At 59.8% G+C, this 15977-nt stretch carries 13 protein-coding genes; 7 read left to right on the forward strand and 6 right to left on the reverse strand.

Annotated features, from left to right (window positions below; translation table 11 throughout):
* The first annotated feature begins 472 nt into the window (after positions 1-472).
* The 5 genes from NHAM_RS03710 to NHAM_RS03730 all read left to right on the forward strand — a co-directional run bounded on the left by NHAM_RS03710 (position 473) and on the right by NHAM_RS03730 (position 5615).
* The gene (locus tag NHAM_RS03710; RefSeq protein ID WP_011509302.1) at positions 473-1801 is read left to right on the forward strand and encodes an MFS transporter; all 1329 of its coding nucleotides are present in this window, start codon (positions 473-475) and stop codon (positions 1799-1801) included.
* A 299-nt stretch (positions 1802-2100) separates the two neighbouring features.
* Positions 2101-2736, forward strand: coding sequence for a TetR/AcrR family transcriptional regulator (locus tag NHAM_RS03715; protein ID WP_011509303.1), 636 nt, complete (start codon positions 2101-2103; stop codon positions 2734-2736).
* On the forward strand, positions 2733-3506 hold the full coding sequence (locus NHAM_RS03720) for an HlyD family secretion protein (protein WP_011509304.1): 774 nt from the start codon (positions 2733-2735) through the stop codon (positions 3504-3506). Before NHAM_RS03715 ends, NHAM_RS03720 begins: the two co-directional genes overlap by 4 nt.
* Positions 3507-3516: 10 nt before the next feature.
* On the forward strand, positions 3517-4461 hold the full coding sequence (locus tag NHAM_RS03725; RefSeq protein WP_011509305.1) for an ABC transporter ATP-binding protein: 945 nt from the start codon (positions 3517-3519) through the stop codon (positions 4459-4461).
* Positions 4458-5615 carry an ABC transporter permease gene (locus NHAM_RS03730; protein WP_011509306.1) on the forward strand — a complete coding sequence of 386 codons (1158 nt, stop codon included), beginning with the start codon at positions 4458-4460 and terminating at the stop codon, positions 5613-5615. Before NHAM_RS03725 ends, NHAM_RS03730 begins: the two co-directional genes overlap by 4 nt.
* Before the next feature lie 48 nt (positions 5616-5663).
* On the opposite strand, the gene NHAM_RS29185 is transcribed toward NHAM_RS03730, so the two are convergent.
* The 6 genes from NHAM_RS29185 to NHAM_RS29005 all read right to left on the reverse strand — a co-directional run bounded on the left by NHAM_RS29185 (position 5664) and on the right by NHAM_RS29005 (position 8550).
* Positions 5664-5867, reverse strand: coding sequence for a helix-turn-helix domain-containing protein (locus NHAM_RS29185; protein WP_430707700.1), 204 nt, complete (start codon positions 5865-5867; stop codon positions 5664-5666).
* 131 nt (positions 5868-5998) lie between these two features.
* Positions 5999-6484: a cupin domain-containing protein gene (locus NHAM_RS03740; RefSeq protein ID WP_011509308.1), complete on the reverse strand. Its 486-nt coding sequence runs from the start codon at positions 6482-6484 to the stop codon at positions 5999-6001.
* A 337-nt stretch (positions 6485-6821) separates the two neighbouring features.
* Complete coding sequence (locus tag NHAM_RS03745; protein WP_347336430.1) at positions 6822-7109, reverse strand: hypothetical protein; 288 nt, start codon at positions 7107-7109, stop codon at positions 6822-6824.
* A gap of 148 nt (positions 7110-7257) precedes the next feature.
* The gene (locus NHAM_RS03750; RefSeq protein WP_041358690.1) at positions 7258-7479 is read right to left on the reverse strand and encodes a hypothetical protein; all 222 of its coding nucleotides are present in this window, start codon (positions 7477-7479) and stop codon (positions 7258-7260) included.
* Positions 7480-7864: 385 nt separating this feature from the next.
* Positions 7865-8272: a transposase gene (locus NHAM_RS26085; protein ID WP_245269982.1), complete on the reverse strand. Its 408-nt coding sequence runs from the start codon at positions 8270-8272 to the stop codon at positions 7865-7867.
* Positions 8215-8550 (reverse strand): transposase, encoded by a 336-nt coding sequence (locus NHAM_RS29005; RefSeq protein ID WP_157043527.1) that lies wholly within the window; start codon positions 8548-8550, stop codon positions 8215-8217. Before NHAM_RS29005 ends, NHAM_RS26085 begins: the two co-directional genes overlap by 58 nt.
* On the opposite strand from NHAM_RS29005, the gene NHAM_RS29190 reads away from it, so the two are divergent.
* Together NHAM_RS29190 and NHAM_RS03760 are read left to right on the forward strand one after the other, a co-directional pair.
* Complete coding sequence (locus NHAM_RS29190) at positions 8520-8762, forward strand: OST-HTH/LOTUS domain-containing protein (RefSeq protein ID WP_081434939.1); 243 nt, start codon at positions 8520-8522, stop codon at positions 8760-8762. The two genes, NHAM_RS29005 and NHAM_RS29190, sit on opposite strands and share 31 nt — an antisense overlap.
* Before the next feature lie 153 nt (positions 8763-8915).
* Positions 8916-15923, forward strand: a complete 7008-nt coding sequence (locus tag NHAM_RS03760; RefSeq protein ID WP_041357666.1) for a filamentous hemagglutinin N-terminal domain-containing protein — start codon at positions 8916-8918, stop codon at positions 15921-15923.
* Positions 15924-15977 lie beyond the last annotated feature (54 nt).

Consider the following 15977-nt stretch of genomic DNA (forward strand, 5'->3'; position numbering starts at 1 on the left):
GAATTGCCCGGTCTTACTAAGATAGCCTCGCGAAGTAAACCCGCGCGGGACGTAACAAAACAACGACACAAAGACTCCGACTTGGCGTACGCGGTAGTGTTTCCGATAGTCATGTTGATGTTTGGAGAATCGTGAAATTGCCGTGCCGCTCGATAAGCTGCCTCGAGCGATCAATTCAGTGCTTCCTTCGATTCAGCCAAAAGTCTTATGCGGTGGCGTCCCATTAAGGATTAGACTGTCTTCCGCGCCTTTGCTCCCGCATGGATGGGAAGGAGGCAGCGGTGGCTCGCGGCGCCGGACGCCGTTGGAGTTTTCCTCGGGTGATTCAAAGCTCCCTGAGGTTCAGGCGTTGCTGACGCACTTGCCGAGTCCAGATGTCGCACGCGTAAAACGTCGCGCATAGACCTCGGGGCGCGAGAAAATGAAGCACAGAGAAAGGGGGATGTATGTCTTGACATAGGTGGAGGAACACATGGCTATTCAAGTCCCTAGGGATTTTCGCCGCGTGATCGTTGCCGCGTCGGTAGGAAACGTCATCGAATGGTACGACTTCTATATCTTCGGGAGTTTGGCCGCGGTTCTGTCGGTCAAGTTCTTTGAACAATCCCACCCGGTCGCAGCTCTGCTGAGTACGATCGCGCTGTTCACCGCCGGATTCCTGATCCGCCCACTGGGAGCGTTCCTCTTCGGATGGATGGGCGATCGGATCGGCCGTAAGTACACGTTCCTTGTTACGCTGAGCGGAATGGGGTTGGGCACGGGTGCGATCGGATTGATCCCGACCTATGAGTCGATCGGTCTGACCGCTGCCTTCCTGCTCTTCGGCTTGCGGATGATCCAGGGCCTGTGCCTTGGCGGCGAGTATGGCGGCGCTATCACCTATGTCGCCGAGCATGTGCCGGACGAAAGTCGCGGCTACTACACCGGCTGGCTACAGACCTCTCCGACTCTCGGGATCGTGGTGTCGCTGGCCGTAATCATCGCCACGCGCACGTATTTCGGCAATGAAGCATTCAACGCATGGGCGTGGCGCGTTCCGTTCCTGGTATCCTTCCTGCTGGTGGCCATCGCAATCTACATCCGGCTCCAGCTCCAGGAGACGCCGATTTTCGCGGAGATCAAGGCAAGGGGGCAGATGACCAGAAATCCGTGGAAGGAAGCCTTCCTCAGCTCCAACGTCAAATATGTTGGAATCGCCACCATCGTGCTGATCGGGCAAGGAGTGGTCTGGTACAGTGGTCAGTTCTGGGCGTTATACTTCCTGCAGCAGGTTTCCAAAGTGGACGCGTTGACCTCGGCCTACATCGTCGGAGCCGCGCTTCTCATTGCAACGCCGAGCTTGATCTTTTTTGGCTGGCTCTCCGACGTCATCGGCCGCAAGCCGGTGATCTTGGGAGGCATGTTACTCGCCGCGATCACCTACTATCCGCTGTATTTGTGGCTGGGAACGGTCACGCAGCCTGGCAACATCAACTATCCGATTGCGGTCTTCATCATCTTCATCCTCGTTTGCTATGTCGGGATGGTGTATGGGCCGGTCGGGGCGTTCCTGGCGGAATACTTCCCCGGCAGGATTCGCTACACGTCGGTGTCGGTGCCGTATCACATCGGAAACGGCTGGGGTGGCGGATTGGTGCCGTTTATCACCTCGGCTGCCTTCGCGGCCACCGGCAACATCGGCTACGCGCTGATCTACCCGATCGCGGTCCCTGCGGTGTGCTTCGTGCTTGCCCTCTTCTTGATGCCCGAAACCCGTAAAATAAGCATTTGGGAGCCGATAGAGCCCAGAACCGCATCGTAACAAAGCCAACTGTGTGCAGGACCGCCGGGCCCCGCACACCCTTTCACGGCTCGGCAAATCAGCGTCAACCGCTGAGACCAAATCGAGCCTCAGCTTTTTACGCACCACGCCGGCCAAAAATCCGCGTACGGAATTGATGCAATCGCGGCGGATTGACCGCTCGTGGGAAGTTTTATCTTTAATATGACTGACTAGTCAGTCATATTAGTCCGATGAAAGCTGTAAAATCGGAACGACGAAAGACCGCTACCGCGAGCTCCGCCAATGGCCGATCTGCCACTGGCAAGGCCGGTGCGACGATGTCCACACAAACCGGCACAACGGCCAAACCCCCAAACCGTGCAGCGGGCGTGGCGCAGCGGCGCGCGGCGATCATCGCGGCGGCCCTTGATGAATTCACCGCGCGTGGTTTTGCTGCCACCCGTCTGGACGACGTGGCAAAGCGGGCAGGGGTCGCCAAAGGCACGATTTATCTGCACTTCAAGGACAAGGAGGCGCTGTTCCAGGACCTGGTGAGAACGGCGCTCGTGCCGCTGATCGGAAATCTGACGGCCGTGCCTGCTGCTGGTGGATCGGTACGCGAGATGCTCGAACGCTTTGCCGAGGCTTTTGTGCGCGATGTTGCCGAGACCAAGCGCGGCGATATCGTTCGCTTGATCATGGCGGAGGGCACACGCTTTCCGTCGCTCGCCGATTTCTACTTTCGTGAAGTCGTTTCGCGCGGCCTCGCGGGCATGCGCAAGCTGATCGAGTACGGTATCGCGCGCGGAGAAATCCGCAATGCGCGCCTTGCCGATTTTCCCCAGATCGTCGTCGCGCCTGCCATGATCGCCGTGATGTGGCAGGGCCTGTTCGTCCGGCATGCGCCGCTCGATGCCGTGGCGATGCTGAAGGTCCATCTCGATCTGATTTTTGGCGAACGGAGAGTTTCATGACCCCGCAGCGCGTCATCGTGCGCGCCAGCGCCGCGTTGGCGCTGGCGGTCCTCGTTGCCGGCTGCGGCCAGAAGTTGCCGCCGGGCTATCAGGGCTGGGTCGAGGCCGACATGATTTTTGTCAGTCCCGACGAGAGTGGCCGCGTCACCAAGCTGAATGTGCGCGAGGGCGACGCTATCGAGGTCGGCGCACCGCTCTATTCGGTCGACGATGACCTGCAGCAGGCCGATCTCAATCAGAACAAGGCGACGCTGGCGAATGCGCAGCAGACTTATGACCGCGCGGCATCGCTGAGGAGGACCGGCGCCGGCACGCAGGCGAGTCTGGATTCCGCCATCTCGGCGCTGCGTGTCGCCGAGGCGCGGGTCAACACCTCGCAGACGCGGCTGTCGCGGCGCAAGGGCTTTGCACCGGTTGCAGGGACTATCCAGCAAATCTATTTTCGCGAAGGCGAGATGGTGCCGGCGCAACGGCCGGTGCTGTCGATCATGCCGCCGGGCAACATGAAGATCCGGTTTTTCGCGCCGGAGCCGGATTTGCCGAAACTCAGGGTCGGGCAAGACGTCCACATCACCTGTGACAACTGTGCGTCCGATCTGGCGGCAAAGATTTATTTCATCGCCACCCAGGCCGAGTACACACCGCCGGTGATCTACAGCCTCGAGGAGCGCAATAAGCTGGTGTTCCTGATTCAGGCGCGGCCCAACAGGCCGGACAGTCTCCGCATCGGGCAGCCGATCACCGTTCAACTCGACGCCGCGACACACTGAGGGCCGCGCCATGAGTCAGGCAGCCATGAAAGCATCCGACATTGCGATCGAGGTTTCCGGCCTGTCGAAGTCGTTCAACGGCCGCGAGGTCGTGCACGATCTGTCCATGCAGGTGAAGCGCGGAATGGTCTACGGCTTCCTTGGTCCCAACGGCTCGGGCAAGACCACCACCATCCGGATGCTTTGCGGACTACTGACGCCGGACAGCGGCGAGGGCACCTGCCTCGGCTATGACATCCGCCGCGACGCCGACAAGATCAAGCGCCGGGTCGGCTACATGACCCAGCGTTTCAGCCTGTATCAGGACCTGTCGGTACGCGAGAACCTGGAGTTCGTCGCACGGCTCTATGGCATGCGCGATGCGCCAGGCGCGGCGCGGGCCATGATCAGGCGGCTCGGTCTTGACGGCCGCGAGGAGCAGCTTGCGGGCGAATTGTCCGGCGGGTGGAAGCAGCGACTTGCGCTCGGCGCCTGCACGCTGCCGAACCCGCAACTCCTTCTGCTCGACGAGCCGACCGCCGGCGTTGATCCCAAGGCACGGCGCGAATTCTGGAACGAGATTCATGCGCTGGCGGCGGATGGCCTGACGGTGCTGGTATCGACGCACTACATGGACGAGGCCGAACGCTGTCACGAGATCGCCTACATCGCCTATGGTCATCTACTGGTGCATGGCACCGTGGACGACGTCATCGCAAAGTCTGCGCTGACCACCTACACGGTCGCGGGCGGCGATCTCAAGGAGCTGTCGGCCGAGCTCGCAGGCAAGCCGGGCATCGACATGGCTGCGCCGTTCGGCACCAGCCTGCATGTCTCCGGCCGCGACAAGGCCGCGCTCGAAGCGAGCATCGCGCCGTATCGCGCCCGTGACGATCTGCATTGGCAGCAGAACGAGCCGTCGCTGGAAGACGTGTTCATTGAACTGATGAGCCGTTCGAAGGACAATTTCCAATGAGCGCCGCGGGCGACCATCACACCGAAAGGGAGATGCCGTTCGGATTCTGGCGGCGCAGCTATGCCATGCTGGTGAAAGAGTTCATCCAGCTCCGGCGCGACCGGGTGTCGTTCGCGATGATCGTGATGGTTCCGGTGATGCAGCTTCTGCTGTTCGGCTATGCCATCAACACCACGCCGCGCCATCTGCCCACCGCCGTTCTGGTGCAGGAGGACAGCGACCTCGCGCGCTCGATACTAAAGGCGTTGGAGAACACATCCTATTTCCGCTTCACGCAGCAGGTGCACGACATCGATACCTTCGATAATCTCCTGAAATCCGGCGATGTGCTGTTCGGCATAGAGATTCCGCGCGGCTTCGAGCGCGGCGTGCGGCGCGGTGACCGTCCGGCGCTGCTGGTTGCCGCCGATGCCACCGATCCGGTCGCCGCCGGCTCCGCTTTGAGCGCGCTCGGTCCGATCGTGCAGACCGCGCTCGCGCACGATCTGTTCATTGGCAGTTCGCCCGATCCGCCATTCGAAATCCGGGTACATGCACGTTTCAATCCCGCGGCGTCCTCGCGGCTGAACATCGTGCCCGGGCTTGTCGGCACCATCCTCACCATGACCATGCTGATCTTCACCGCCTTGTCTGTCACGCGCGAGATCGAGCGGGGTACTATGGAAAACCTGCTGTCGATGCCGATCACGCCGGTAGAGGTGATGATCGGCAAGATCCTGCCCTATGTGTTGGTGGGGTTCATCCAGGCGGCGTTGATCATCGGCATCGGGGCGCTGCTGTTCGGCGTTCCCATCGACGGAAGCATGACGTTGTTGGCGTTACTGTCGACGCTGTTCATCACAACCAATCTCGCCGTCGGGTACACATTCTCGACCATCGTGCAGAACCAGCTCCAGGCCATGCAGATGTCGACGATGTTCTTCCTGCCAAGCATCCTGCTGTCCGGCTTCATGTTTCCGTTCTCCGGCATGCCGGTCTGGGCGCAGTATGTTGGGGAATGCCTGCCACTGACGCACTACATTCGGATTGTTCGCGCCATCATGTTGAAGGGAGCGACGCTGCAAAATTTGCAGTACGATACCCTTGTGTTGCTGGTGCTGATGCTGGTGGCTATGGTGATCGCAGTGACAAGGTTCCGCCGCACGCTGGATTAGAGCATGATCCCGAAAAGTGGGAACCGGTTTTCGGATAAGATCCTGGTCTTATGGCCGGACGCATTGTCGGGAGACGCCGATCTCGTCCGCGATGGCGCAATTGTTCAAACCATCGGCCGCCAGAAGGACAATCTCGGCGCGCAGCGCATCCGCCCGCGCGATCTCGCGACGTCGCACCCTCGCTTCTAACTCGCTAGGCTTTGGTGCTGCACAACGGACTTCGGACATTGCTCCATATTCGAAAACGGCCATAAGCGGAAGTGACAAGCCTTGTTCATTCACCTGGTCCGCGCGAGCGCGCAACGAGGTCGCCTCGGTAGGGCCGTCCTCGTAATAGCGACCGACCCGCCTGCATAGTCAGACCTTCGGCCTCGATCCCGCTACTACATCTTCGGACGCGGATCGTCCTTGGGATTGATGTAGTTGATGCCCCACGGACCGGTGCTGTTGAGCTGAATAACCGTGTCTTCGTCGGCGAAGAAATAGTGCGCCGAACCAGGGGACAGCGCAAAGAAACTACCTGCGGGAAGAACCTGAGCCTTGTCGTGATCGGCCACCGTTCCCATCCCCAAGCGCGCTGTTCCGGAGAGTACGGTGACGATCTCTGGCTTGGGATGGGTGTGCGGAGCAATGTGGTAGCCCCGCGGCACTTTCAGGCGAAAAGCAAACAGGCCTTCCTTGCCCGGGTTGCCGTACAGCACCGCCGCCTGCGCACCGTATGGGAGCGAGGGTGGCGCCGGTCCCCACTTGATGTCCTGTGGCGCGATCAACTTGTGGTCGCCTGTCTCCTGACCAACGGCGCTGCCAGCCAGCGCTGCGAGTCCGATCGTCGTCATCGCAACAACGTTGAGAAGGGTATGCCGATTCATTGTGGCTTCTCCTTTGACTTAGGCACCTCCGCGAACGAGTCTGCGGTATGGATGGTGGAAAAGCGGTAAGATGGTTGGCTGAAATTGCGGCGCCGCCTACGGCAGTCCGACTCACATTCGTTTTCAGCGCGGCCCGTCTCCAGCGTAGCCGCTTACAGTTTACCTCATCTCGACTGAGAAAGAGAGCACCAGTTGGCGCAGGGCAATCGAATGGCAATGTGGATGGGGCCAGAGCCGGAATCGCTCCTGCCGTCATCGTGGTCTTGACCTTGTTTGTCTGTTGACGCGCCCCGCTCGCAGGTTCTGCGGAAACGCAAAAGTTCAAACCAGACTGCTCTCAGCCGAGAAGCCTGCCTCGCCGGAACATGAAAACGTTGGGGACAAAGCTTCTAGCCACCGCGAGAACGCTGCTCTCGCAATTTTCCAATGCGATTTTCTGGGCGAGCATCACGTCTCCGACCGGTAGCTCGCCCATCGTCCGGAAACACAGGCCGAGCCTCGGCCGGCCGTTTTCGTCGATCTCGCAGACGTTCGACATGGTGCCCGGATAGATCCTGTACAGCTTGCCCGTGTCGCCACCGACGACTTCGAAATATCCCTTTTTCGCGAACTGCGTCCGTTGCATCGGCGAAAGCCACTCCCGCAGAAGTCGCAAGGATCGGCCTTCCGGCGTTCGCTCGGCCCCGTATCTGATGAAAAGCGCCCTTACGGCTCTCATACGCGAGCGTTCGCCTGGCAGAGGGCGCATAAGGCGCGACATCACGCTGACCGTTTTACCCGCCGACCAGCCTGGGGAAGAACACGCTTTCTTCCGCGTTCGGGTCGAACGATCGGATTTGCGAGACCTGACCCGCACTGGTCCGGACCGCGGCGGTGAAGCCGACCTTAGTCAGCTCGTAAAACCGCTGCTCCGCCTCGGCCAGCTCCTGTGCATTATTCGGGTCGAAAGAGTGCCGGCTGTCGCCGGTGCGGTCCATCACGATCTGGATTGCCATGATCGTCCTCCTCGGATTGCTGATAGCCAAGGACCTTGATCAATTATCCGGCCGAAGCCGCGAAATTTCAAGGAAATAGATTCGGCCACGAACCCCGAATTAGGTGTCCTCGGAGTTATCGGCGCAGCTTTTGACTCCCGGCAGCCCCGTCACAATCTTTCACCGGTCGCATTGCCGTAATCGGCTCCGGCGGTGCGGGTGTTCGAATGGCGGCGGGAGTGCTAGAGCCGATCGAACGGGCAGTAATTAAATCGTTGAGTGCTGGCACACGCAGGATCAATACAGCTACCCGCTAGACGCGAGGGTCGTCATTCACGACTATAGTTGGCGCGCTGAACCGCCTCGTCATGTGATGAGCCCGCCGCGCATATTGTAGCGGTGATCGTCAAGCCGCTGCGATGATCGTCAAGGTGCGCCTGAGGTTGTAGGCGATTGCGGTGAGACGAATCTGAGCGGCGGCCTTGGCCAGTCCTCGCCATCGCATTCGGCGCAGCCCGTAGCTTCGCTTCCAGGTGCCGAAGATCTTCTCGATCCGACTTCGTATCCGATGAATGGGTTGGTTCCAGGCAGCAAGGCGTGCCAGCGTTTCGGCTTCATGTCGCCCCCACATGCCGGTGGCGACAATGCGCGGTGTGCCGCCCCTGGCGCGGACGGCATCGCCGAAATGGCCTCCCCGATAGGCGCTGTCGCAATACCTCGCCGGGATTGTCGGGCAGTGCTGCGGGGCCGGCCTTGCTATCGTTGACGTTGGCGGGCGTGACGGCGATTTGTTCCACAAGCGCCGTATCGGCATCGGCGCCACCCGCAGAAGCGCCGAAAGGAAGCTCGATCGTCCAGCGCCCCGGCGAGCTTCACATCAGACAAATCGTACCAGACTGCCAGCAGCATCGCCTTGAACAACGCGAGAGGCGGCCACGCCGGCTCGCCCTTGGCCGCGCAGGGAATTGAGCTCACATGGCACTCGATCGCCGTCCAATCGATCAGGTTCGAAAGCTCATCCAGCGACGAGCGCGGGCGGTAACCCGCAGCCGAAAATGAAAATGTCTCCTGACCAATCCGACGGCACCCCATTCCAAACCTCAATCCGTTGCTCAAACGGATGGAATCAAAAGCAACGCGCCGCGTCCAGAACTACCCGCGCACAGGTCTCAAACAAAATCATTGCGCAGATGGAAAGTGACGATCGCTGGCTGCCCTTGGGAGAAGTCGGACGGCAGCTCGCCAACTTCGCGTCCGATTTCGACCCTCGTAACTTTCTTTTCGGCGAATCGTACAAGGCTTGACTCGGGTTTTTCGGCCCTCTATCGATATATACGTATAAATATATAGACATGGGGCGGGGAGGGCCTGCGCTGCGCGCTCATTATTGCGGAGCCTGTATCCCAGTGGTTCAGGGGCTGATGGGGTTCGAGTCGCGGAAGCGAGGCAGGGGGCTTATGATGTTTGATATCGCTGCGGACTCGATGCGCGCGCATGATTGTGCCGCGGCTCAGTTATACGTGAAGCGCCTGCCTTCTCCGTTCTCGCTCAGGTTCTTTAGGACATCCCTATTGGTCACGACGGCGGTTTGCGCCGTGATGGTATTGCCACATGCGGCGTCGGCGCAGAGCCCGACTGGCGGTTCCGTTGTCGCGGGCTCGGCCGGCATCGCGCAGGCGGGCACGGTCACCAACATCAACCAATCCTCGCAGAAAGCCGTCATCAACTGGCAGGGCTTCTCGGTCGGCGCGCAGAACACCGTCAATTTCAACCAGCCGAACAGTTCGGCTGCAACCCTCAACCGCGTCATCGGCAACGAGAGCAGCGTCATCAATGGCGCCATCAACGCCAACGGTCAGGTCTTCATCGTCAATTCAAATGGCGTGCTGTTCGGCCAGGGCGCGCAAGTCAATGTCGGCGGCCTCGTCGCCTCGACGCTGGATATCTCCAACAATGACTTCATGGCCGGGAACTACAAATTCTCGGGCACATCGAATGCGTCGGTCGTCAACCAGGGCCGCATCCGCACGCATGGCGGGGGTTATGTGGCGCTGCTCGGCAAGACGGTGTCGAACGAGGGCATGATCGCGGCCAAGCTCGGCACGGTGGCGATGGCGGCCGGCGACAAGATCACATTGAACTTCGGCGGCGATTCGCTGCTGGATGTGACGATCGACAAGGGCACGCTGAACGCGCTGGTGCAGAACAAGCGCGCGATCATCGCCAATGGCGGGCAGGTGATCATGACGGCGAAGGCGGCCGATCAGGTCTTGTCGGCGCAGGTCAACAATTCCGGCATCATCCAGGCCCGCACCATGGCGGCGCTGAAGGGGGGCTCCAACGGCGGCACCGTGAAGCTCGGCAAGATCAAGCTGCTGGCGCAGGGCGGCACCGCCAAGGTCTCCGGCAAGCTCGACGCCTCCGCTCCAAAAGGCGGCGACGGCGGCTTCATCGAGACGAGCGGCGATCACGTCAAGATCGCGGACGATGCGGTGATCACCACCAACTCCGTCTATGGCAAAACCGGCACATGGCTGGTCGACCCGACGGATTTCCATATTGTTTATGGCAGCGGCGCTCAAACCACGAGCGGTATCGGCGTGAATACGTTGTTAGCGAGGCTCACTGACAACAATGTCACTATTGTCACCTCAGCGAGTGGCAGCGAAAGTGGCGATATTGATGTCGAGGCTCCGCTCACGTGGACTTCGGGCAATTCGTTGACGCTCGGTGCTGCCAACAATATCAACATCAATGCGCCGATGACCTGGTCGGGAACGCTGACGTTGAATGCGGGGAAAAACATCTTCGTCAACGCGGCAGTGACGGCCTGCGCGCCCACGGTTTGCGCTTTCACCACACCAAGTCTGGTCGCGCATTACGGCCACGACATCAATCTCGTCGACGGCTCGGCATTGGCTACGTTGACCGCCGGCAAAAATGACAATGGCTCCGCTTATGGCCTCTACACATCTCTTGGCCTTGCGAACGGGACTTTTGGCGGGTCGATCACGCTTGGCAGCACGAATTCCGTCAAGCTGAATGATGACACCTATACGGTCATTACCGACACGGCAGGCCTGAATGCTGTTAAAAATAATCTGTCAGGTCACTATGTGGTTGGCGCCAATTTCGACATCACGGATATCAACTGGAACGAGGGTATTGGCTCTTCCGCGGATTTTACCGGAAGCTTCAATGGATTTGGTCACAGGATTACCGCATCCACATTAACCGGAACCGGATTATTTGGCACGATCGGCGCGGGCGCGTCAGTAGCCAATGTTGCGATCGGAGGAACTGGCTCCGTTCCGGCCACGGTGAACGTGCCTGCCAGTAACGGCGTCGCCGATGCTGTCGGCGTCCTGGCCAATGTCAACCGAGGTCAGATTGTCAATAGTTTCGCGAATTATGTAACGATCAATAATGCAACGGTCGGCGGGGTTGCTGCGATCGACAAGGTCGGAGGATTAGTCGGCATCAACGGCGATCCCGTCGCCAAAGATGGTTTGATCTCCAACAGCTATGTCGCCAACCTTGGCTTAACCGCCGGGCACGTTGCCGGCGGTTTGGTTGGCGTCAACAATGGCGAGATCACAGAGAGCTTTGCGCAGGGAGGTACGCTAAGTTACATCATAGCGGGAAGCGCCGGCACTGTTACCGATGTCGGCGGCTTGGTCGGCATCAACAACAATACGACTTCCACGTCTTTTAGCTCGATGATAATGCGCCTCGAGTCGTCCATCGCCACCACGGCGGCGGTCGGTGGCTTCGTCGGGACGAACACAGGAACGATCGATCAATCCTATACGCGTATGGTGAGCACTTCGGCCACGACGTATAGCTATGGCGACGAACTTGCGGGTTTCGTCGGCAACAACGCTTCAACCGGCGCGATAACCAATTCCTATGCCGATCTTTATTATACGAGCACTAATGCTGCAGCCAATTGGAGCGCAGGCTTTGCTTACACTAACGCGGGCAGCATCAAATATGCTTATGCAACCACTTATGCGGGCAGCACGGCGCCTCGGTCCGGTTTTGTTGCCTCCAACACGGGCAGCGTTTTAAACTCCTATTGGTATGCCGATGGCGTAACCAACTTTGCTGTCACTGACAATTCCGGCGCAACCAAGTTCTCCGGCGCAGACCAGTCCGCCGCGGCAGCAGCCGCCACGACTTTCGCAAATTATGTCGGCTTCGATCCCACGATTTGGGGAGCCTCGTCTACGGGCATTCCGGTTCTCTCTAACCTCCCGCTATATGCCGGCGCTACTAATAAGTCGTATGGCGCGGTGACCTCACCCAGTACGCTTGCGGCACAAGCCGTTGGCATACAAGGGGCGTTCGGCGGAACAGACAACTTCCGAGACAACGTCTTTTTTGGCGTTACTCTCTCAGACGGGTATGTCGACGCTGGCTACCGGCTGACATCGGATGTGTTGTTTTCTACAACCTCGGCTTACAAGGTCATTCGCGGCGTAGTTCAAATTAATCCCAGGTCGCTCTCGATAGGCACGACGATTACGGCCGCGGACAAGACGTATGACGGGACGGCGGCAGTTACGAACCTATCGAGCGGCGCCATGACGCTGACGGGGTTCGTGGCAGGCCAGTCGCTCACCATCAGCAATCTGACCGGCACGTTCCTCGACAAGAATGTGGGAGCCAACAAGACCATCACACTGACTTATGACGCCGCTGCGGGCGCTGGCACGAAGGCCAGCAACTACATCATCACGGCAGGCAGCGTGCCGAAGGCCTCGATCACGGCCCGGACGCTGACCGTCTCGCAAGCAACTGTCGATAACAAGGTCTACGACGGCACCACCGCAGCCTCACTCGTGTCTTTAGGATGGAGTGGCTTGGTGGCCGGCGACACGATAACGGCCGCCGGAATTGCGAATTTTGCCAATGCCAACGCCGGGACCAACAAGAGCGTTAACGTCAGCGGCCTTGTCCTGACGAACGCGAGCGCTGTCAACTACACGCTTTCTGCGACAAGCGGGACTGTTCCCTCCACCGCGGAAATTAGTCCCCGTGTGCTGATTCTGTCCGGCGCCAAATTGGAGGACAACACGACGACGGTGGCCGGGGCCAATCTGGTTGCGACCAATCTGGCCGCTGGCGATAGCATTACGTTCCTCGGCACGGCGACGATTGCCTCTGCGAGCCCGGGACTTCAAGACATCACAAGCACGACTGGCCTCCATCCGACTAATGGAAATTACGTGCTCAATGGCGTGTGCAATCTTGGCGCGTGCGGTTCTGTGCTGGTCAGTTCCGCCAGCCGGGTGGTCTCATCTAAACCGGGTACGGTCACGGTCGTCGACACAGGCTTGACGGCTACCATCACCCAGACCACTGATCGGGCGATCATCGACTGGTTTCGATTCTCGATCGCCTCTGGCGAGACGGTGACTTTCAATCAGCCGTCGTCCACCGCCGTCATTCTCAATCGCGTCACCGGCAGCGATCAGAGCATTATCAGCGGCGCGCTCAATGCCAACGGCCGGGTGTTCATCGTCAATTCGGCCGGCGTTATTTTCAACGCGGGCTCGCAGGTTAACGTCGGCGGCCTCGTCGCAAGTACCCTTGCGATCACCAATAGCGACTTCAGCGCGGGCAATTACAGTTTCAGCAGCCCCGGTGGCAGTATCGGGCCGGTTGCGGCCGCCGGGAATATCTCGGTCGGTAATGGCAGCTTCGTCGCTTTGCTGGGCGCCAGCAACGTCGGCAACACAGGCCGCATCACGGCCACGAATGGCAAGGTCATCCTTGCCTCTGTGACAGATGCGAATCTTGTGCTTAACGGCGCGGGCCCCGCTCTTGATAGCTACACGTTGAACGGCGCGGCGGCGACGGCCACGGCGAGCGGCACGATCGTCGTGACCAACGGGGTGCTGGAGACAGCCGGTCGCAGCATGACGATCTCCGGCCTCTCGCTTGATACTATCGGCGGCGGCACGTGGTCATGGTCTCAGAACGCGATCAGCGTCGGTGGCGTCGACCTCGCGCCGGCTTTCGTCGCGACACAGCTCGGTCTGCGCAACTTCAGCCTCAATGCGCTTTCTGGCGATGTCACGATCAACGCCGCGATAAACTGGTCTGCAAATACGCGGCTGACGTTGGCGGCCTCAGGAGCCGTCAACATCAATGCGCCGGTGACCGCGACCGGCGCAAATGCAGCGCTGGCGATGAACTACGGCACCGATTACACTCTCTGGACGCCGACGAGCTATGCAGGAGCGGTGCTGAATGCGGACGGCCTTCCCGTCGCGCAGATAGCGCCGGCCGGTGCCATTTATGGCTCCATCACCCTGTCGGGAAATAACGCTGGCCTCACCGTCAACGGGCAGGCCTACACGCTCATCCACAACATGGCGGATCTCGCTGCCATTAATGGTTCATCGACGCACTATGCGCTCGCTGGCGATCTTGACGCGAGCGGGACAACTTATACGACGACGGTTGCCGGCGTGCCGCCTGCGCTCCCCTCTCAACCTGTTTCAGGAAGCTCCGGTTTTGTTGTCGGTAGCTTCTACGGTGCTCTGGCAGGTCTCGGCCACAAGATCGACGGTTTGAAAATTCAAGGCGAGACGAGCACACAGTATACGGGCGGGCTCATCGGAACCCTGGGCAGGAATGGGATGATCAGAGATCTCGGCCTGACCAATGTCAGCGCTACGATCTCTCTTCCCGACTCCTACTTCGATGCACCTAATTTTGGCCTCGCTCCCTATTTGGGCGCTCTGGTAGGCCAGATCGGAAATTTGCCAGGCGGAAACGGCTCCCCGACTGACATGGCGACCGTAAGGGGTGCTTACGTCACCGGTGGGGTGACGGTTCTTTCGGGACACCGGGCAACGGCGGCGGGAATGATTGGTTGGGCCAATCAGGCCGCTATCGATCATGTCTCGACAAATGTCTTGCTGGTTTCCGATGGAATAGGTGCAGGCCTGCTCGGGTCTGCCACAGGTAAGGTCACGATATCCAAAGCCGATGCGAAAGGTGACGTGACGTGCGGGAGCGCCGAATGCGGCGGGCTGATCGCCGACATCTCGGAGAGCTCCCTAAGCTACAGCTATGCCACCGGAGCGGTCAAAAAGCCGAATGGTTCTCTAGGAGTATCAGGAGGTCTGATCGGTGCGACAGCGACGGGTAATAACGGTGTCAGTGTCAGTGTCACCAATTCCTTTGCCACCGGCGCGGTCACGAACGGTGGAGTGCTTGGCGGTCTTGTTGGTCAGGTCGACGGTACAAACGGCGCCACTTTCGACAACGTTTATGCGACGGGCGATGTTGTCGCGCATAACGCTAGCACTCCCAGCGGATTCCTCGGCGGTCTGATCGGTTCGGGGACTGCTTTGGGGACAGGGGTTATCCAGATCGACAAGGCGTTTGCGCTAGGCAATGTCACGTTGGATCTGGGTGGAAACATACCAAGCCAACAGATTTTTACGGCTGTTGGAGGTTTGGTCGGCCAGCTCGTTGGAACCTCAGTTCATAGCTCGATTACCCACTCTTTTGCCACCGGGGCGGTTTATGCACCAGAAGCCTTCAATGTCGGCGGGTTTGCCGGTTGGCTGCAAAATGTAGATATCTCGGAGTCGTACTCAACCGGCGCGGTGACCGGCTATAATGGTGTAGGTGGATTTGCCGGACTCTATAACACTGGGACTATTTTCAAGAGCTATTCCTCCGGCCCCGTTACAAGCCTGATAGCTCCAGGCCTTGGAGCGTTGAATGGCGCATTCATCGCCCAGGGTACAGGTCTCACCTTTGGTGCGGATGTCCACTATAGCACAGCCGTTTTCGGTCCCACGACAGTTAACGGCGCCTTGGGAAATGCACAATTTTCGACTGGCAACAGCAACCTGGAATCCGTTACGGGTATGACCACCGCGCAAATGGTGGCAGCGGGGATGGTGACATCCGGAACGGCGGTCGCTCCTAATACAGCCGCGATCACGGGCACTTCGCCTGGCCAGGTTGCAGCGGGTCAGGCGGCGGCGCAGGCGGCGGCTCAAGCCGCAGCGCAGGCCGCCGCCGAAGCTGCTGCTGCGCAGGCTGCCGCGACGCAGGCTGCTGCTGCCCGCCAGGCTCTGATCCAGCAGGGAGGCCGCACGGCGAACGCGGTCACAAACGGTGTGCAGATGTCATCTGTGACGCCGCCAGATCCCGCGATGTCGGAGGCCGGCGCGTCGGCCGTCAAGACCGCGAAGATCGAGACGATCGACAACGAACTCAAGGCCGTCGATGACAAGGCGAAAGCCGATGATGATCGGCGCAAGCGCGAGCGCGAGCGCCGCCGCACCGCGCAGACCAACCGCCGCGGCCACGCGGGGGGCGGAACCGGCGGAGGCCTCGGCGCCACCATCCGCTCGATCGACGTCAACGGTCAGCGTTTCAATCTGGAGAACGGCGCTCCGAAGCAGGGCGCGCCGGCTCAGGCGCCTCAATGATGCCGCGCCTGTGTCAATGAGCTTCGCGTCCATGAAGCACATGAAGCGCGCGAA

It is taken from the genome of Nitrobacter hamburgensis X14 (assembly GCF_000013885.1).
GTDB lineage: Bacteria > Pseudomonadota > Alphaproteobacteria > Rhizobiales > Xanthobacteraceae > Nitrobacter > Nitrobacter hamburgensis.